Origin of the sequence: Inhella inkyongensis (genome assembly GCF_005952805.1) — a bacterium.
Lineage (GTDB): Bacteria > Pseudomonadota > Gammaproteobacteria > Burkholderiales > Burkholderiaceae_C > Inhella > Inhella inkyongensis.
On record NZ_CP040709.1, the window covers coordinates 2,427,042 to 2,445,769 of the forward strand.

At 62.8% G+C, this 18,728-nt stretch carries 17 protein-coding genes and 2 tRNA genes; 6 read left to right on the forward strand and 13 right to left on the reverse strand.

All coding sequences use genetic code 11. From position 1 onward, the window contains the following. The first annotated feature begins 202 nt into the window (after positions 1 to 202). A complete protein-coding gene (locus tag FF090_RS11540; protein ID WP_138856863.1) occupies positions 203 to 892 on the forward strand; it encodes a Bax inhibitor-1/YccA family protein in 690 nt (229 codons plus the stop codon). Between the two features lie 71 nt (positions 893 to 963). Here the strand turns inward: FF090_RS11540 and rlmD are convergent, their stop codons facing one another. Genes rlmD through surE form a run of 5 tightly spaced genes read right to left on the reverse strand, consistent with a single transcriptional unit; the run spans position 964 to position 5,886 of the window. Next, on the reverse strand, positions 964 to 2,322 hold the full coding sequence (rlmD, locus tag FF090_RS11545; RefSeq protein WP_138856864.1) for a 23S rRNA (uracil(1939)-C(5))-methyltransferase RlmD: 1,359 nt from the start codon (positions 2,320 to 2,322) through the stop codon (positions 964 to 966). Between the two features lie 51 nt (positions 2,323 to 2,373). After that, positions 2,374 to 3,321 carry a sigma-70 family RNA polymerase sigma factor gene (locus FF090_RS11550; protein WP_138856865.1) on the reverse strand — a complete coding sequence of 316 codons (948 nt, stop codon included), beginning with the start codon at positions 3,319 to 3,321 and terminating at the stop codon, positions 2,374 to 2,376. Positions 3,322 to 3,354: 33 nt separating this feature from the next. After that, a complete protein-coding gene (locus tag FF090_RS11555; protein ID WP_138858368.1) occupies positions 3,355 to 4,296 on the reverse strand; it encodes a peptidoglycan DD-metalloendopeptidase family protein in 942 nt (313 codons plus the stop codon). 49 nt (positions 4,297 to 4,345) lie between these two features. Continuing rightward, the gene (locus tag FF090_RS11560) at positions 4,346 to 5,128 is read right to left on the reverse strand and encodes a protein-L-isoaspartate O-methyltransferase family protein (protein ID WP_138856866.1); all 783 of its coding nucleotides are present in this window, start codon (positions 5,126 to 5,128) and stop codon (positions 4,346 to 4,348) included. Further along, complete coding sequence (gene surE / locus FF090_RS11565) at positions 5,125 to 5,886, reverse strand: 5'/3'-nucleotidase SurE (protein ID WP_138856867.1); 762 nt, start codon at positions 5,884 to 5,886, stop codon at positions 5,125 to 5,127. The genes FF090_RS11560 and surE overlap by 4 nt, the downstream gene beginning before the upstream one ends. A 94-nt stretch (positions 5,887 to 5,980) precedes the next feature. Between surE and FF090_RS11570 the strand changes: the two genes are divergently transcribed. After that, positions 5,981 to 6,721, forward strand: coding sequence for a LuxR C-terminal-related transcriptional regulator (locus FF090_RS11570; protein ID WP_138856868.1), 741 nt, complete (start codon positions 5,981 to 5,983; stop codon positions 6,719 to 6,721). Positions 6,722 to 6,783: 62 nt separating this feature from the next. On the opposite strand, the gene FF090_RS11575 is transcribed toward FF090_RS11570, so the two are convergent. The 7 genes from FF090_RS11575 to uvrC form a co-directional block, all read right to left on the reverse strand. Beyond that, positions 6,784 to 6,859, reverse strand: a tRNA-His gene (locus FF090_RS11575). Between the two features lie 30 nt (positions 6,860 to 6,889). Beyond that, on the reverse strand, positions 6,890 to 8,797 hold the full coding sequence (locus tag FF090_RS11580) for a SurA N-terminal domain-containing protein (RefSeq protein ID WP_138856869.1): 1,908 nt from the start codon (positions 8,795 to 8,797) through the stop codon (positions 6,890 to 6,892). Between the two features lie 171 nt (positions 8,798 to 8,968). Next, positions 8,969 to 9,044 (reverse strand) — tRNA-Val (locus FF090_RS11585). A 9-nt stretch (positions 9,045 to 9,053) separates the two neighbouring features. Continuing rightward, positions 9,054 to 9,326, reverse strand: coding sequence for an HU family DNA-binding protein (locus tag FF090_RS11590; protein ID WP_138856870.1), 273 nt, complete (start codon positions 9,324 to 9,326; stop codon positions 9,054 to 9,056). Positions 9,327 to 9,416: 90 nt separating this feature from the next. After that, entirely contained in the window at positions 9,417 to 9,992 is a 576-nt protein-coding gene (pgsA, locus tag FF090_RS11595; protein WP_138856871.1) for a CDP-diacylglycerol--glycerol-3-phosphate 3-phosphatidyltransferase, read from the reverse strand. A 24-nt stretch (positions 9,993 to 10,016) separates the two neighbouring features. Further along, entirely contained in the window at positions 10,017 to 10,340 is a 324-nt protein-coding gene (locus FF090_RS11600) for a hypothetical protein (protein ID WP_138856872.1), read from the reverse strand. Between the two features lie 190 nt (positions 10,341 to 10,530). Continuing rightward, a complete protein-coding gene (gene uvrC / locus FF090_RS11605) occupies positions 10,531 to 12,495 on the reverse strand; it encodes an excinuclease ABC subunit UvrC (RefSeq protein ID WP_138858369.1) in 1,965 nt (654 codons plus the stop codon). Between the two features lie 138 nt (positions 12,496 to 12,633). On the opposite strand from uvrC, the gene earP reads away from it, so the two are divergent. Together earP and efp are read left to right on the forward strand one after the other, a co-directional pair. Continuing rightward, positions 12,634 to 13,734: an elongation factor P maturation arginine rhamnosyltransferase EarP gene (gene earP, locus FF090_RS11610; protein ID WP_138856873.1), complete on the forward strand. Its 1,101-nt coding sequence runs from the start codon at positions 12,634 to 12,636 to the stop codon at positions 13,732 to 13,734. 126 nt (positions 13,735 to 13,860) lie between these two features. Beyond that, entirely contained in the window at positions 13,861 to 14,415 is a 555-nt protein-coding gene (gene efp / locus FF090_RS11615; protein WP_138856874.1) for an elongation factor P, read from the forward strand. A 120-nt stretch (positions 14,416 to 14,535) separates the two neighbouring features. Here the strand turns inward: efp and ompA are convergent, their stop codons facing one another. Continuing rightward, complete coding sequence (ompA, locus tag FF090_RS11620; RefSeq protein ID WP_138856875.1) at positions 14,536 to 15,240, reverse strand: outer membrane protein OmpA; 705 nt, start codon at positions 15,238 to 15,240, stop codon at positions 14,536 to 14,538. A gap of 271 nt (positions 15,241 to 15,511) precedes the next feature. Between ompA and gyrA the strand changes: the two genes are divergently transcribed. Together gyrA and FF090_RS11630 are read left to right on the forward strand one after the other, a co-directional pair. Then, positions 15,512 to 18,166 (forward strand): DNA gyrase subunit A, encoded by a 2,655-nt coding sequence (gyrA, locus tag FF090_RS11625; RefSeq protein ID WP_138856876.1) that lies wholly within the window; start codon positions 15,512 to 15,514, stop codon positions 18,164 to 18,166. After that, on the forward strand, positions 18,163 to 18,723 hold the full coding sequence (locus FF090_RS11630; RefSeq protein WP_138856877.1) for a hypothetical protein: 561 nt from the start codon (positions 18,163 to 18,165) through the stop codon (positions 18,721 to 18,723). Before gyrA ends, FF090_RS11630 begins: the two co-directional genes overlap by 4 nt. Positions 18,724 to 18,728 lie beyond the last annotated feature (5 nt).

Consider the following 18,728-nt stretch of genomic DNA (forward strand, 5'->3'; position numbering starts at 1 on the left):
GCCTGATTGCGGAGATCGAAGGGGTGTTCGGGTCGAGGCGCGCTGATTTAGGGTAAACCTGAGGAGTATACCGGTGGCGTCAGGCCTCTTTGCCAACGGCACCTGCACAAACCAAGACAAAGCCCTTGAAAACCTGGGGGCAGGCCTCAGTTCTCAGCGGCGATCCCTAGAATCGCGCCGTCCTTAACCCAGGAGATCTTGGATGAACCCTCAGATGCCTTACGCCTACGGTCACGTCACGCTCGACGCGACGCAGCGTCAGCGCGTATTGCGCAATACCTATGCTTTGCTGGCCTTGTCCTTGCTGCCCACGGTGGCGGGTGCATGGTTGGGCGTCAGCACGGGATTGGGCGCCCTGTTCACGGGCGGCTTCGGGCTGATCGCCTTCTTAGCGGGTTCCTTCGGCTTCATGTGGGCCATTGAGAAGAACAAGGACCGCGCCGCCGGCGTCTACTTGTTGCTGGGTTTCACCTTCTTCATGGGCGTGATGCTCTCGCGCCTGATCGGCGCGGTGCTGGGCCTGTCCAATGGCGCCAACCTGATCATGCTGGCCTTTGGCGGCACAGCGGCAGTATTCGCTGGAATGGCCAGCCTGGCCGGCGTCATCAAGCGCGACCTCAGCGGCATGGGAAAATTCCTGATGGTGGGCGCCATCATCATGATGGTGGCCGGCATCGCGAATTTCTTCTTCCAATCCAGCGCCCTGATGCTGGCCCTGCTGGTTGCCTGCCTGGGCCTGTTCAGCGCCTTCCTGCTGTACGACCTTAAGCGCGTGATTGATGGCGGCGAGACCAATTACGTCTCTGCGACCTTGGCCATCTACCTCGACGTTTACAACATCTTCCAAAGCCTGCTGTCGCTGCTGGGCATCTTCGGCGGCGAGCGCGACTGAAGACTTATCAGCGTCTGACGCAATCACAAAGGGGCCCGGTCGGGCCCCTTTTTCTTGCTTCAGTTCGTCGCTCAGGCGTCGCGCTCGAAAACTGCGATCGACTCCACATGGGCGGTATGCGGGAACATGTTAACCACGCCCGCTGCGGTGCAGCGGTAACCCGCCAGGTGGACCAAGATGCCCGCGTCACGCGCCAGCGTCGCGGGGTTGCAACTGACATACACGATGCGCTTGGGTGGCTGCCAGCCGGCCGCTAATTCGGGCGACTGGATGGCATCTGCTACGGCCTTGGCCAGGGCAAACGCCCCTTCGCGAGGGGGGTCGACCAGCCAGCGCTGTGCGGTCCCATAGAGGGCCAGATCGCTGGGCGCCAACTCAAAGAGATTGCGCGCCTCAAAGCGGGTCTTGGCTTCCAGGCCGTTGTGCCGGGCGTTCTCGCGCGAGCGGGCCACCAGAGCCTCACTGCCTTCGATACCCAATACTTCGGCCGCCTGAGTGGCCAGAGGCAGCGTGAAATTGCCCAGGCCGCAAAACCAGTCGATCACGCGCTCGTTCGCCTGGACATCCAGCAGGCCCAGCGCCTTGTGGACCAACACCCGATTGATGTCGTGATTGACCTGGGTGAAGTCAGTCGGCCGAAAGGGCATCTCCACACCGAATTCGGGCAGGCGATAGAGCAAGGGCGGGCCGTCGGCATCCAGCAGATGAACGCTATCTGGACCCTTGGGCTGAAGCCACCATTGAACGCCGTGCTTCTGGGCAAACGCTCTCAGGGCGCTCTGATCCGCCTCGCTCAGCGGCTCCAGATTGCGCAGCACCAAAGCCACCACCTCATCCCCCATAGCCAACTCGATCTGCGGCAGGCGCTCGCGAGCCTGCATGCCATGGATCAAATCGCGCAAAGGCAGCAGCAGCGCGCTGACCTGCGGCGGCAACACCGGGCACACCGACATGTCAGCCACATATCGGCTCTTGCGCTCATGGAAACCCACCAGCACTGCGCCCTTCTTGGCCACATAGCGCACCGACAGGCGCGCGCGCCGCCGATAGCCCCAGGGCACGCCCTCGATCGGCCGCAACACCCGCTCCGGGCTGACCTTCGCCAGATGCTTGAGGTTGTCCTCCAGCACTCGCTGCTTCACTGCGATTTGCGCATTGGGATGGAAGTGCTGCATCTTGCAGCCACCACAGGCCCCGCCGTGAAGCCCGAAATGCGGGCAACCCGGCTTGACGCGCTGCGGGCTCTCGCGCCGCAGTTGGGTGATGACGCCCTGCTCCCAGTTGTTCTTGCTTCGCCCCACTTGGGCTCGCACCACTTCACCGGGCAAGGCGCCTTCAATGAACACCACCTTGCCGTCAGCACGTCGGGCCACGCCCTGTGCCTCCAGGTCGAGTGATTCGACCCGCAACCATTCGTTCTGATCTGTCATGGCGCGATTATCCGCAGCCCGCATAAGCCACTCGGCATCGCACCGGCAAGCTCAGAACAAGGCGTCGCGCTGCACCCCTCGGCGCACCAGGGCCCGTTTGAGCTTCTCCATCGCTTCGTGCTGAATTTGCCGGATGCGCTCGCGCGTCAGACCGAGCCGCTGCGCCAAGACATCCAAGGTCTCGGGTTCACGCTCGCGCAGACCAAAGCGGCCCGCCAGCACTTCCTGTTCGCGCGCAGTCAATGCGCTCAGGGCCGCGCCCAACAAGGCATCGACCTCATGGTGCAAGTGCTCACGCGCCGGGTCCAGCGACTCCTCGTCGACCACTCGCTCCAGCAGAGACTCGCCAGCCTCGCCCGCGCGATCCGCCGGCGCATCAAGCGATGCCGGCGCTTCTGCGTGCCGCAGCAAGCCCTGCACCTCTACCACCGTCCAGCCCAGTCGTGCGGCAATGTCCTCAGACCGAATATTGGCAACTGCACCATTGGCCTGAGCCTCCAGCGCGCGCCGCACTCGCAACACCTGGGTCAATTCACGCACGACATGAACGGGCAAGCGGACCAATCGCGTCTGCTGCACCAAAGCGCGCTCAATGGCCTGCCGGATCCACCAACTGGCGTAGGTGGAAAAGCGAAAGCCGCGCTCCGGCTCGAACTTCTCAATCGCGTGCATCAGCCCGAGATTGCCCTCTTCGATCAGATCGCCCAGGGGCAGGCCACGCCCCAGGTGATTCTTTGCAATCGAAACGACCAACCGCAGATTGCGCTCAATCATCAACTGCCGGGCTTCGAAATCGCCCGCACGGGCCCTTTGCGCGGTGGCGTACTCTTCGTCCGCCGTAAACAGCGGGGCGCGTCGGATATCGCGCAAATAGGCTTGCAGCGCATTCGTCGCTTCAGCCTCACCCGCCACCTCACCCGACACCTCACGCGCCAGCCCCGCAAGCTCAGTGCGCCGCACTTCCCCAAGGGACTCCTCCTCAGCCGAACCGGTGCTCATGGGACTCCTTCCCCCCTGAGCACAATCTGTGCTTCAGCGAGTGGGAAGCAGCTTAGCAGGGTCTATGGGTTTACCCTTGCGGCGGATCTCAAAATGCAGCTTGACCTGATCTGCATCCGAACTGCCCATTTCAGCAATGCGCTGGCCCTTGCGAACCACCTGATCTTCCTTGACCAACAAGGCCTGGTTGTGCGCGTACGCACTCAGGTAGGTGTCGTTGTGTTTGATGATGACCATATTGCCGTAGCCGCGCAGGCCGGAACCGGCGTACATCACACGCCCATCGGCTGCGGCCAACACGGCATCGCCCGGCTTACCGGCGATGGCGAGTCCTTTGTTGCGTTGCTCGTCAAAGCCGGCCGACAAAGGCCCACTCGCCGGCCAAGACCAAACCAACTCACCGTCGGGCAAATTCGCAGCCCCCTGCGGTGCCGGTGAAGAAGCCGAAGGGATGGCCGGCGCAGCCGATGTCGAGCTTGGTGCTGCCGGAGTTGGAGAGGCAGCAGCCGGGCTCGCATTGGCTGGCCCTGAGGCCGGTCGCGCCTCCAATGGACGGCCCTCCGCGCGAGCGACGGCCACCGGCTTGCTGCTAAGCCCATCCCCCGCGCCCGGCGCCACCACGCGCAAGACCTGGCCCACCTCAATCAAGTTGGGGTTGTCCAGTCCGTTCCAACGCGCCAAATCGCGCCAACTCACGCCGTGGTCGAGCGCAATCCGAATCAAGGTATCACCCGGACGCACGGCGTAGCTTCCAGCCCGGGAGGGTTCCACGCTACTCACCTTGGGCTCAACCACCGCGGGCGCATTGCCTGGCGCAGCGGTAGCCGTTGGCGCACGCTCTTCAACTGGCGCGCGGTGAGGCTTGGGGGCGGCGCATCCGGCCAGCAGGCCCACGGCAACCGCAGTTGTGAGCAGCTTGAACTTCGACGTGGTGGAGCAATTCAGAACCAAGGGCTTGGGCGGGCAGCAAAGCATGGAGTGAGCAATCGGCGACGTCATCGACCCCTGGTCGCCAAGACTTTGGCTAGGGAATGAGGCCAGATTTTAGAGGGACGAACAAGACCCCTTCGTGCTCCGAGCGGCGCCACTCGCTACGTCCGGAAACCACACAGTGATCGACGACCACCAAAATCTGCGTCACGCCATCGCGCGCCAGGGTGGGCGCCACAAGGCGACCGCCCGGGGCCAACTGATCCAGCCAGGGTTGCGGCAGGGACTCCCCTCCCGCTGCCGCAATGATGTGATCAAAAGGCGCCGAAGGCTTCCAGCCAAGTCGCCCATCGCCATGGATCAGTTGCATCGGACACAAGGGCAACTCGCGCCGCAGTGCGGTGTGGCGATGGGTCGCCGCCTGGTGCAGCGGCCCGAGGCGTTCGATCGACACGAGCTGCTTAGCCAGTAGACCCAGGAGCATGGCCTGGTAGCCGCATCCCGTCCCAACTTCCAACACCCGCCCAAGCCCGCCGAGGGCCGCAGCCGCCTCGCTCTGATGCAGAAGGTCCAACATCCGCGCCACCACCGAGGGCTTGGAAATGGTCTGACCATGTCCGATCGGCAAGCTGGTGTCTTCATAGGCCTGGGGGGCAAAGGCGGTGTCCACAAAGCGGTGGCGCGGCACCTGTGCAAAGGCTTGCAGCACACCCTCAGCCTGAACTCCCTGGCGACGCAAACGCTCAACCATGCGCAGCCGAACGCCCGGGGAGTCCAGACCAATGCCGCTAGGCGCCGCCAGGCGCGCGCGGTCTTGCGCCGCCTGCTGAAGCAGGCGCTGAGGCCGCAGCACCGGAGGGCCGCCGCGCGAACTCACTGAGAACCCTCAGCAGAGCCCAAGCGCATGCGCCAGCGATCCAGGTCGCCGTGATGGGTCAGATCCACCTGCAGGGGCGTGATCGAAACGCGCCCATTCGCTACCGCGAAGAAGTCAGTCCCCTCCCCGGCCTCCCGCACATCGCCCGGAGGACCAATCCAGTACATGGTCTCGCCACGCGGGTTGACTTGGCTGTGAGCGCCGGCATTGGCATGCCGCTTTCCAAGGCGCGTCACCTGCCAGGGCAGTTGGTCGGCATCGCTGCGATTGGGAATGTTCACATTGAGCAGAAAGGGCGCCCCAAGTGGCTGAGAGAGCACATGCTCAATCACCCGCCGCGCTGCACGGGCCGCCGCATCCAGCTCGCCCCAGTCCCGATCCACCTGGGAGAAGGCAATGGCAGGGATGCCAAACAAATAGCCCTCGGTAGCGGCCGCAACAGTCCCCGAGTAAATCGTGTCGTCGCCCATGTTGGCCCCGTTGTTGATGCCCGAAAGCACCAAGTCAGGACGCCAGTCCCCCAACAGCGTGGTGAGCGCCAAATGCACGCAGTCCACGGGCGTGCCGTTGACGAAGCGATGCCCATTCATGCCCCGGTGCACGCTGAGTGGCCGGTGCAGAGACAAGGAGTTCGAGGTACCACTGGCGTTCTGCTCAGGGGCGATGACTTCGATGTCACCCAAGCCCTGGCAAGCCTGCACCAAAGCAGACAAACCCGGCGCGAGGTAGCCATCATCATTGGCAATCAGGATGCGCATGCAGCATTCTAGAAAGCCTTATCGGCTCCCCCCGGCTGCGGGGGGTCTGCAAAGCGGTCAGCGGGTAGCATGACCGATCGCTCTGCTCAATCCCATGCCTGTCAAAGTTCTGATCCTTGAAGACAATCCGGTTGCCCGGAGCTTTTTGTGCAAGGTTGTGCGCGAAAGCTTCAGCGACGAACTGCAGATCATTGAAGCTGCGGACCTGGAAACCGCACGCCGAGAAGTCGCCCGCCATGGGCACGGCGTAGATGGCGGCGTCAAGCTATTCCTTGTTGACCTGGAACTGCCCGATGGCAACGGCATGGAACTGCTGGCCGAGTTGGCGGGATCCGCTGCGCTGAAGATCGTCAGCACCCTCTATTCGGACGACGATCATTTGTTCCCCGCACTGCAGTGTGGCGCCGATGGCTATCTGCTGAAGGAAGACCGATTCGAAGTACTGGTGGAGGAATTGCAGCGCATCGTGCGCGGGCAACCGCCGCTGTCCCCCGCTATCGCACGCCGATTGCTGAGCCACTTTCGGCCGGGCAGTTCCGGCGAAAGCGGGCCGATGGGCCTCAACAGCGGCTTCGGTGCCTTCTCTGCCAGCGGCTATTCGGTCTCACGCCCTGTGGCGCTGGACCCCATTCAGGCCGAATCCATCCGGCTGTCGCCGCGAGAGAACGAAGTGCTGACTTACCTCAGCAAGGGCTTCACCATCAAGGAGATTGCAAACCTGATGGGGATCAAGTGGTACACGGTGAACGACCACATCAAGTCGATTTACAAAAAGCTCAATGTATCCAGCCGAGCCGAAGCCGCCGTATTGGCCAGCAAGCAGGGATTGGTTTAAAGCCCTTTCTTTGCCGGCAGAATGAAAAAAGGCGCTCCAACTGGAGCGCCTTTTTCATGTCTTGGGGTGGCTGACGGGACTCGAACCCGCGACAACAGGAATCACAATCCTGGACTCTACCAACTGAGCTACAGCCACCGTCGAAAGCCAAGCAGTATAGCAGGCTTTTTACTGTTGAGAAGCTGCAGATGCAGCAGGCGCTGCAACGAGCAGCTTGGCCTTCAAGCTCAGCTTCAAAGCTTCCAGGTAGGCCTGAGCTTCGGCTGCTGACTGGGCCTGCGCAAACTGGGGGGCGGCGGACTTTGCCATCGTGGCCTCGGGCGCGCCGATCTTGCCAACGCGAATCAGCAAATAGCCCGCATTGCCAAGGTCGACTCCCACCACAGCAGGAAGCTTCTTGGCGTCGGCCCGCATCAGCGCGCTCATCGCTGCCTCAGGCAAACCCTGCGCAGCGGCACGAGAAACCCAGCGAGGCGCATCCCACGCCTGCGACTCCGGATCCTTTTGCAGCGCTGCGAGTTGCTTCTCGCCATCGGCCTTCGCCAACGCCGCAGCACGCTCAGCCACCAGTTGGCCACGCACCAGTTCGCGCACTTCATCCAGCGCCGGCGCTGCGGCCGGCTGATGCTTGAGCACGCGTGCGGAAACCATCTGTTGCGGCGCCGTCTCTACCGCCTCGGTGTTGCGCTTGCTCTTCAACGATTCCGCAGCAAACACCAGTTCCAGCAGCTTGGCAGAAGCCAACGGCCCCTGCGCCCCAGGGCGCGGCTGACGCGGCAACTCGGCCTGCTGCACCTTGAGACCGAACTTTTCAGCCACAGGTTGCAAGGCATCTGCCTGCTCATAGACCATATTGCTGAACTGCTCAGACAACTCTTGGAAGCGCTTGCGCGCCAAGTCAGTTCGCTGCTGCGCCTCGATCTCCGGCCGCACTTCCTCGAAGCTACGCGCACTGCCCCCACGGATGGCGACCAGCTCAATCAGGTGAAAACCGAATTCACTGCGGACAATGGGACTGACTTCACCCACCTTGAGCGCGAAGGCTGCATCCGAGAAGGGCTTGACCATGGCCTCACGACCAAAAAAGTCAAGGTCGCCACCATTCGCAGCCGAGCCCTCATCCTGCGAGTGCTTGCGCGCCAGATCTGCGAACTGCTTGGGGTCCTTGCGCAGTTCGGCCAGCAGTCCCTCGAGCTTGCTGCGCGCGGCCTTCTCCTCATCCGGCTTCGCATCAGCAGCGAGTTTCACCAAAATGTGGCGAGCGCGGCGCTCCTCGGCGGTCGAGTAACGGCTGCGGTTTTGCTCATAGAAGGTCCGCAGATCCGCCTCAGACACCGTCACACCGGCCTTCAGCGCCTCGGCATCCAACACCAGGTACTCAATCTGGGCCTGCTCTGGCCGCTTCCAGCGCTCTTGCGTCACCGGCAAGGCATAAAAAGCCTTGACCTCGTCGTCGCTCACCGTCACTTGCGCCTTGAAGGCAGCCGCGTCGACTCGCTTGAGGCTGATCTCACGCTGCTCCAAATAGGCGTTCATCACGGCCTGAGTGGCCACCGCCGTCTCGCTACCGCGAGACTGGGTGGGCGACAGCACCTGGCGCAGGGTCAGGTCCTGACGCAGCCGCTGGACAAAGCCCTCGCTGCTCATGCCCTGGGCGGCTAGCACCGCCTTGTTCACACTGCCATCGGCATTGCGCAAGAAGGCCAAGTTCGGATCGCGATCGAACACCGACTTCAGGCGGGCATCGGCCACTTCCAAGTGCTGCTTCTGCGCCGCGGAGAGCAACACCCGCTGATCCAGCAATCCCTCCAGAGCCTGCTGACGCGCCTGCGGCGAGTCCAAAAGCTTGGCGTCAATTTGCGGATTCTGGCTGCGCAAGCGATCCGCCTGCTCGCGCACAGCGGCATCCCACTCCGCTTGGGTAATACGCTGGCCGTCCACCGTGGCCACACCGGCTCCCGAGCCATCCATAAAGCCGGAATACCCCTGCACACCCAGCGCAACAAAGGAAGGCAGGATCAGCACAAGCAATCCCAGTTGCAGCCAGCGGCTGTGCGTGCGAACGAACTCAAACATCCGAAGTCCTCAAACGGCGCCGTGGCGCCGGTGCAGTGAACAAGCTAAAACAACCAGACCGAACAGCATGCAAGCAAACAAAAGGCGAACCGAAGTTCGCCTTAGGGGGCCCGTAGGGGCGCGATTGTAGGCAGTCAGCCAGCGTCAAACCGCGTTGTAAAGGAAAGCCGGTGGTGGGTGCTGACGGGCTCGAACCGCCGACCTACGCCTTGTAAGGGCGCCGCTCTACCAACTGAGCTAAGCACCCGGCCTTCTATTACTTGATGGCGTCCTTCAAGGCCTTGCCCGGCTTGAACTTGGGCGTCTTGCTGGACTTGATCTTGATGGCGTCACCGGTGCGCGGATTGCGACCGGTGCGCGCAGCGCGCTTGGTCACACTAAAGCTGCCAAAGCCCAGGACCGACACCGTGCCGTTCTTCTTCAGGGTCGTCTTGATGCCACCAATCATGGCCTCCAGGGCGCGCTGCGCGGCCGCCTTGGAAAGATCAGCCTGCTTGGCGATGTGTTCAATCAATTCAGTCTTGTTCACGCGAACGCCCCCTCTTGGCGAATTCATGGAAAAACTTTTGTGCCCTTGCCTGCGACAGCGGCGACAAGGGCGCGGATTCTAGGCGCAGCTTCAGCCCGCGCGCGCGCGAATTTCCGGCACGGCCTTTTGCAGGTAATAAACCATCGACCACACCGTCAGGATCACCGCCCCCCCAAGCAGCCATTGCCCCCAGAGCCGGGTATCGATCACACCGAAGAGTTGGCCATCAAAGAGCAGGAAGGGAATGGCGACCATCTGCGCCGTGGTCTTCAGCTTGCCCACCATATGAACGGCCACGCTGCGAGAAGCACCAATTTGCGCCATCCACTCCCGCAGGGCGGAAATGGCGATCTCACGCCCAATGATGACCAGCGAGAACAAGGCGCCCCAGCCACCCATGCGCTGCATGTCCAGCAGCACCAACAAGGACGCGCAGACCAAAAACTTGTCGGCCACGGGATCAAGGAAAGCACCAAAGGACGAGGTTTGATTCAGGCGCCGGGCCAAGTAGCCATCCAGCCAATCTGTCAGTGCCACCGCCACGAACAACACTGTGGCGACGAGATTGCGCAACTCGGCACTCCAGGGCATCTGAAAAATCCCCACGATCAGGGGAATGGCCACGATGCGGGCCCAGGTCAGCAGCGTTGGAAGGGTCAGAAACATAGAGGCATTGTGGGGCAGGCCGCGTCAGTTCAGGCTGCGCGGCTTGAAGCGGCGCGCGTCATCGAACAAATAGGTCTCGGTGAAGACCAGGGGACCAGGCACGCGGCGCAAATCACCAAAGGGTGCCGCCCGCTCAATCGCCTTGCGGGCCAACTGAACGGTGTCCTTGGCCTGGCCAGGTTCACGCAGCAAGTCGATGCGCTTGACTCGCCCGTCGGAATGCAGCTCCAGCTTGAAAACCGGAACCGCCAGCAGCACCGCAGGCGGTTGACTCAGGTAAGCCTGCTCGGGATTGGCCTCGACCACACAACGCGCCACATGCAGACGCAGGGCATCCAAACTGCGCACGGCATGCGCCTGCGTCGCGCAACTGGCGGGCTTATTGGGCCGCGCGGCTTCAGCGCGCCCCCCAGGGCGCGGCAACTCGCTAGGGACTGGCCGATCGGGAGGAGGCGCAGGCTGCCGCTGACCACAAGCAGACATCAGCCCCAGAAGGCCCACAGCCATGGCGCGACGCAGCGCTGTGCGGCCCATGAAATCAGCGGAACGCACGGTAAATCTCCTGCGCCAAGTCCCTGGATATGCCCTTGACGCCGGACAGCTCCTCAACGCTCGCAGCCTCGACACCCTTGATGCCACCAAAGCGCTGCAGCAATGCCGCACGCTTGCGCGGCCCCACGCCGGCAATGTCTTCAAGCCGCGACCCGCGCATGCGGGTGCTGGCACGCCGCGCACGCATGCCGGTAATAGCAAAGCGGTGGGCCTCATCACGAATTTCTGCCACCAGCATCAAGGCCGACGACTGTGGGTTCAAGCTGAGCTTGGGGCGCCCATCCGCAAAGACCAGCTCCTCCAACCCCACTTTGCGGCCCTCGCCTTTTTCCACTCCAACCAAGCGGGCCAAATCCGCCCCCAGAGACTCAAACACCTCGCGCGCCACACCCACCTGGCCACGTCCACCATCAATCAAAACGACGTCGGGCCAGCGCAGAGAAGCAGAGGACTCCTCCGAGGACTCATGCTGCGCCAAGGCGCTGGCCAATTTGCTGTACCGACGCGTCAATACCTGGCGCATAGCGGCATAGTCATCACCCCCCTGGATACCTTCGATGTTGTAGCGACGGTACTGGCTCGGTTGCATGGCGTGCTGCTCAAACACCACGCAGGAGGCCACGGTCGCCTCGCCTGCGGTATGGCTGATGTCAAAGCACTCGATGCGCAGCTGACCCAGGTCCGCCCCCTCAAAGCCCAAGACTTCAGACAGGGCTCGCGTGCGCGCCTGCTGCGAGCCCTCCTCGGCCAACAAGCGTTCCAGGGCCAGATCAGCCCCTTGCACACACATGTCCAGCCAGATTCTGCGTGGCCCCCGCGGTTGATCCTGCACGGTCAGGCGTCGCCCGGCTTGTGCCATCAAGGCCTCCACCAGCGCGGGATCCACGGCCTCATTCACCAAGATGAGCGCCGGCATCTCTCCACCGAGGTAGTGCTGCGTCAAAAAGGCCTCCAGCACCTGCTGTGCGGCACTCTTTTCTTGGGGCAGCACAGTGGTCTCGTCTCCTTCCGCCCCGAGCTGCAAGGCGGTCGCGTCTTCAACGTGGGAAGGGAACAAGGCCCGATCTCCCAAATGCCGCCCGCCCCGCACCATGGCGAAATTGACGCAGGCACGCCCACCACGCACTCGCACCGCGATGACGTCGACGTCGCGCTCGCCCCCGCTGGCACTGCTGGCTTCCACCGCTTGCTGCTGCAACACCTGTGACAAGGCCGCGATCTGGTCGCGGACCTCGGCCGCCCGCTCGTATTCCAAGGCCTGCGCGTGCAGGGCCATTCGCTGCTGCAACTCGCGAAGCACTTCATCGCTGGCCCCCCGCAGAAATGCGTCGGCTCGGTCCAGGTCTTTGTCGTAGTCAGTCTCACTGATCAAACCCACACAGGGCGCACTGCAGCGGCGGATCTGGTGCAAAAGGCAGGGTCGGCTGCGGTGATTGAAGACCGCGTCCTCACAGGTTCGCAGGCGGAACACCCGCTGAACCAGCTCAATGGTCTGCCGTACCGCCAGACTGTTGGGGAATGGCCCAAAGTAGCGCCCTCGTTTATCGACCGCACCGCGGTAGTAGCTGAGGCGGGCAAAGCGGTGCGCAGAGAAGCGCACATAGGGATAGCTCTTGTCGTCGCGGAACAGGATGTTGAAGCGCGGATCCAGGGTCTTGATCAGCGTGTTTTCCAGCAGCAAGGCCTCAGCCTCGGTGCGCACCACGGTGGTCTCCAACTTGGCCACTCGAGCCACCATCAGGCCGATGCGAGTGCCCCCGTGGTCGCGCTGGAAATAGCTGCTGACACGCCGACGCAATAGCTTGGCTTTGCCGACATACAGCACCTGCCCGCGCGCATCCAAAAAGCGATACACACCAGGCAACAAGGGCAGAGCAGCCACCTCAGCCAAAAGACGTTCGCGCAGTGGCCGTGCGGCCGCTATGAGAGCAGCGACCTCCTCGGCCTCCATCTGCGTGGCCCGCTCCCGCTCTTGCTCCCAGGTCAACAGCTGCGCAGCCCCAAGATCGCTATCTAGAGAGGACGGTGGCGGGTTCACAGCAGGATCAACAGTCATTCCCGCATTTTGCGAGCCTTGGACAATGTCCTAATGCAAATCAGGCTCTGGGATATTTTTTGCCGCGTCATCGACAACTATGGCGACATCGGCGTGTGCTGGCGCTTGGCGCGCAACCTGACCCAACGCGGTCAACGGGTTCGGCTGTGGATCGACGACCCGCGGGCGCTGGACTGGATGGCATCGCATTCCCAAGAACTTGGAACGGCCTCCTCCGATTCTTTCCATCACCCCTGCGAGGTTCACCCCTGGCCCGGACAAGGCTGGCCGTCGCACTGCACGCCAGGCGATGTGGTTATCGAAGCCTTCGGTTGCGAGTTGCCACCCGACATCCAGGCAGGTCTGGCCCGTGTGCGTCCAGCACCTCCCGTATGGATCAATTTGGAATACCTGAGCGCCGAGGCCTACACCCTGAGGTGCCACCGGCTGCCCTCGCCCGTCTCCCACGGGCCGGCGGCGGGGCTGACCAAACACTTTTGGTACCCCGGCTTCGAACCCACCAGCGGCGGCCTGCTGCGCGAGCCCGGGTTGCTGGAGCGGCGTCGGATCCATGATCGCAACGCCTTTCTCGCGCAGCTCGGCATCGCACCCAAACCGGGCGAACGCCTGGTCAGCCTGTTCTGCTATCCCTCAGCCCCCGTTGAGGCACTGGGTAAAGCCCTGGCGGGGCAGCCCACCCTGGTGCTTTGTTGCGGCGGCTCAAACAGTGAGGCCCTAAGAGGGCTGCCCAACATCCAGCAGCACGCCCTACCCTGGCTAGATCAAGACGATTACGACCGCCTGCTCTGGAGTTGCGATCTCAACGTCGTGCGCGGTGAGGACTCCTTTGTGCGGGCCCAATGGGCTGGACAGCCCTTCCTCTGGCACATCTACCCCCAGGACGATGGAGCACACGCTCAGAAGCTGATGGCCTTTCTGTCTCTGATCTGCAGCGCAAGGCCAGAGGCAGAGCGACAGGCCATTCAACCAGTCTGGCTGGCATGGAATGGGTTGGCGCCCCTGGACAGTCTGGATCAGCATCATCTGGATTCGGTCCTCAAGAGTGATCTTTGGGGCCAGTGGTGCAGCCGCTTGGCCGCGCAGACTGATCTGGCTGACCAATTGATCAAATTCGCGCAGTCCAAGAAGAGCTGACGCTGAGTGGCGAGGACTTTTCAACGCTAGCCAAACACTCCTCAGATAGAATGGCTGGCTTTGCGCCCGCTTTCTATTTCTTGGAAGCGCTAAGGGCGCCCCTTTCAGCCCTTACATCGCTACCCCATGAAGATCGCCCAAGAAATCCGCGCCGGCAACGTGATCATGCAAGGCAAGGACCCGATGGTCGTGCTCAAGACCGAGTACAGCCGCGGCGGCCGCAATGCCGCCACCGTGCGCATGAAGCTCAAGAGCCTGCTGAACAACTCGGGCACCGAAGTTGTCTTCAAGGCCGACGACAAGATGGACCAGATCATCCTCGACAAGAAGGAGTGCACCTACTCCTACTTTGCCGACCCGATGTATGTGTTCATGGACACCGAGTACAACCAGTTCGAGGTCGAGGCCGAGAACATGGGTGACGCCATCTCCTACCTGGAAGACGGCATGGCCGTGGAAGTGGTGTTCTACGATGGCAAAGCCATCTCGGTGGAGCTGCCCACCAGCGTGGTGCGTGAAATTACCTGGACCGAGCCGGCCGTCAAGGGCGACACCTCGGGCAAGGTGCTGAAGCCCGCCAAGATCGCCACCGGCTTCGAGATCATGGTGCCGATTTTTGTCGCCCAAAACGACAAGGTCGAAATCGACACCCGAACCCACGAGTACCGCAAGCGCGTCTAAGACCGCGGAAACTCGAACATCAGGGGCGCCGCTGGCGCCCTTTTTCATGCCCGGCTCTCATCCGGAGAATGGGCATAAAAAAGCCCCGCCGAAGCGGGGCTTGGTCTCAGCCGAGGCTGATTACTTCTTCGGGGCCACCGTGCGGGTGCCGACCACTTCGATCTCGACGCGGCGATTCTTCGCTTTGCCTTCACGGGTCTTGTTATCAGCCACAGGGCTCTTTTCGCCCTTGCCTTCGGTGTAGACGCGGTTGGCTTCGATGCCCTTGCCGGTCAGATAGGCTTTCACGGCTTCTGCGCGACGCACCGACAGCTTCTGGTTGTACTCATCCGAGCCATCGCTGTCGGTGTGGCCGACGGCAATGATGACTTCCAGATTGATCGCGCCCATCTTCGAGGCCAGGTCGTCCAGCTTGGTCTTGGCTTCAGGCTTCAGCACGGCCTTGTCCACATCAAAGAAAGCGTCAGCCGCGTAGGTGACCTTTTCGATGATGGGCTTCGGAGGAGCCGGCGGGGCGACCGGGGCCACCACGGGCTTCGGAGCCTCAACGGCCTTGGGCGGTGCGGGAGGGGCCGGCGGCGGGGGCAGCAAGGCGCCATCACAGCTGTCGCCAGCAAAGCCTTTCATGCCCTTCAGATTGGCCACCTGCTTGGCTGCCGTGGCCGGCGTCCAAGAGGCGTTGCGCCAGCAGTGCTCGCTGGTGCCGTTCAGCCACACCAGCTTGCCGGACGCATCCATCCAGTTGTCGTTCACTTGCGCCTGGGCGCCAGTGTGGGTCAAAGCGGCCAGGGCCAGCAGCGATGCCACGCGGGTCAGTTTGTTCATATTTCTCCTCTTAAGGGTGCCGCAGTTTTCTGCGCAAGGATGGGTCAGCCAAAGCCTCAAGGGACGCCCACCACGCAGGCAGTTCCGAAGGGTTCGAAACCATTCTGCCATCGGGCTTTCCAGCGGCGCATTGTGGCGGCCGACTTGCGAAGCCTTTGTGTCCCTGTTGCAGAGTCGCGACAAGGTGCGCCCCATAGAATCGCCCGCTTTCCCCGAAAACCCTTCCGCCCGCACATCTTGATGGGGCGAGCGGAATACAGCCTGCGCCCGCATGACGTCTCAGTTCGCCAAGGAAACCCTGCCCGTCAGCCTCGAAGAGGAGATGCGCCGCTCTTACCTCGATTACGCCATGAGCGTGATCGTGGGCCGCGCCCTCCCCGACGCCCGGGACGGCCTCAAGCCCGTGCACCGTCGCGTCCTGTTCGCGATGCACGAGCTCAACAACGACTGGAACCGCCCCTATAAAAAGTCGGCGCGTATCGTCGGTGACGTCATCGGTAAATACCACCCGCACGGCGACAGCGCGGTGTACGACACCATCGTGCGCATGGCGCAGGATTTTTCCCTGCGCCATATGTTGGTGGATGGCCAGGGCAATTTCGGCTCGGTGGACGGCGACAACGCCGCGGCCATGCGATACACGGAAATCCGCCTGGCCAAGGTGGCGCATGAAATGCTGGCCGATATCGACAAGGAAACCGTCGATTTCGGCCCGAACTACGACGGCTCGGAAAAAGAGCCGCTGGTGCTGCCCACGCGGCTGCCGAATTTGCTGGTCAATGGCTCCTCGGGTATTGCGGTGGGCATGGCCACCAATATCCCGCCGCACAACCTCAACGAGGTGGTGGACGCCTGCCTGCACACCCTGCGCAACCCGGATGTCAGCATCGACGAGCTGATGGGCTTCATCCCGGCGCCCGACTTCCCCACCGCCGGCATCATCTACGGCCTGGAGGGCGTGCGCGAGGGCTATCGCACCGGCCGTGGCCGGGTGGTGATGCGCGCCAAGGTGCACTTCGAAGACATCGATCGCGGCCAGCGCCAGGCCATCATCGTTGACGAGATTCCCTATCAGGTGAACAAAAAGAGCCTGCTCGAGCGCATTGCCGAGTTGGTGCACGAAAAGAAGCTGGAAGGCATCAGCCACATCCAGGACGAATCCGACAAGTCGGGCATGCGCGTGGTCATCGAGCTCAAGCGCGGCGAAGTGCCCGAAGTGGTGCTGAACAACCTGTACAAGCAAACCCAGCTGCAGGACAGCTTCGGCATGAATATGGTGGCGCTGATCGATGGTCAGCCCAAGCTCTGCAATCTGAAGGACCTGATCTCGGTCTTCTTGGAGCACCGCCGCGAGGTCGTCACCCGTCGCACGGTGTTCGAGCTGCGCAAGGCGCGCGAGCGCGGCCATGTGCTGGAAGGCCTGGCCGTCGCGCTGGCCAATATCGACGAGTTCATTCGCATCATCAAGAACTCGCCCACGCCGCCGCTGGCCAAGGCCGAGCTGATGGCCAAGCGCTGGGACTCCAGCCTGGTGCGCGAGATGCTCGCGCGCGCCGATGCCGCCAACCCCGGCACCGCCGCCGCTTACCGCCCCGACGGGCTGGAGGCGCAATACGGCCTGCAGGCCGACGGCCTCTATGCGCTGAGCGAGACCCAGGCCGGCGAAATCCTGCAGATGCGTCTGCAGCGCCTGACCGGGCTGGAGCAGGACAAGATCGTCGGCGAGTACAAGGACGTGATGGCGCAGATTGCCGATCTGCTGGACATCCTGGCCAAGCCCGAGCGCGTCACCGTCATCATTGGCGACGAGCTCACTGCCCTGCGAGCCGAGTTCGGCCAGACCAAGCTGGGCGAGCGCCGCTCGGTGATCGAGCGCAATGCGCAAGAACTCGGCACCGAAGACCTGATCACCCCCACCGACATGGTGGTCACGCTCAGTCACACCGGCTACATCAAGAGCCAGGCGCTCAGCGAATACCGCGCGCAGCGCCGCGGCGGGCGCGGCAAGCAGGCCACGGCGACGAAGGAAGACGACTGGATCGACCAGCTCTTCATCGCCAACACGCACGATTGGATCCTGTGCTTCAGCAACCGCGGGCGCGTCTACTGGCTCAAGGTTTGGGAAGTGCCGCAAGGCAGCCGCAACTCGCGCGGCAAGCCCATCGTCAACATGTTCCCGCTGCAGCCCGACGAGAAGATCACCGTCGTGCTGCCGCTCACCGGCGAGTTCCGCAGCTTCCCCGAGGACCACTTCATCTTCATGTGCACCGCACTGGGCACGGTGAAGAAGACCTCGCTCAAGGAATTCAGCAACCCGCGCAAGGCCGGCATCATCTCGGTCGACCTCGACCCGGGCGACTTCCTGATCGGCGCCGCGCTCACCGATGGCCACCACGACGTGATGCTCTTCAGCGATGGCGGCAAGGCGGTGCGCTTCGATGAAGATGATGTGCGCGCCATGGGTCGTCAGGCGCGCGGCGTGCGCGGCATGCAACTGGAAGATGGGCAATCGGTGATTGCCATGCTGGTGGCCGAGGACGAAACCCAGAGCGTGCTCACCGCCACCGAGAACGGCTACGGCAAGCGCACCTCCATCGTCGAATACACCCGCCACGGCCGTGGCACCAAGGGCATGATCGCCATCCAGCAAAGCGAGCGCAACGGCAAGGTCGTCGCCGCCACCCTTGTGCGCCCCGAGGACGAAATCATGCTGATCACCGACAAGGGCGTGCTGGTGCGCACCCGCGTGGCCGAGATCCGCGAACTGGGCCGCGCGACGCAGGGCGTGACCCTGATCGCCCTTGATGACGGCGCCAAACTCAGCGGGCTGCAGCGCATCGTCGAGAACGACGCCGGCACCGACACCGAGGGCAATCCTGAGCCCACCCCCGACACCCCAACCGATTCCACCGGAGACTCCGAATGAACAGCCCCACCCTCCTGCTGAGCGCGCTGGCCCTGAGCCTGGCCGCCCATTTCCCGGCTGAGGCCCAGTCCAAGAAGGAGCTGCTGGCCAAGGTTGTCAAAGTGCAACAGGCCCAGATCGAGCAATTCGGCTCCATGCTGCTGCAAAGCAATCTGGCCCCAATGCTGCAGCAGGTCTCTCAGGTGCTGCGCAGCCGCGTGCCGGAAGACAAGCGTGAAGCCACGGCCAAGGCGTTGGATGTCGAACTGCAGGCCTTCCGGCGCGAGGTCGAGCCGGCGCTGCGCGCCAGCGCCATGAAGAATGCCCCCGAGGTCTTCACCAGCAAGCTGGACGCCAGCTTCAACGAAGCCGAACTCAAGGAACTGCTGAAGTACTTGGAGTCCCCGGTGGTCAAGCGCTACGGCCCCATCGCGGCCGAAAGCCAAGGCCTTCTCGCGCAGAAGATCGTGGCCGACACCAAGCCCCTGGTGGAGTCCCGCATGAAGGCGCTGGATCAGAAGATGGCTGAGATCCTGGGCATTAAGCCGGTTGCCGCCGCTTCAAGCGCCAAGCCTTAAGGACC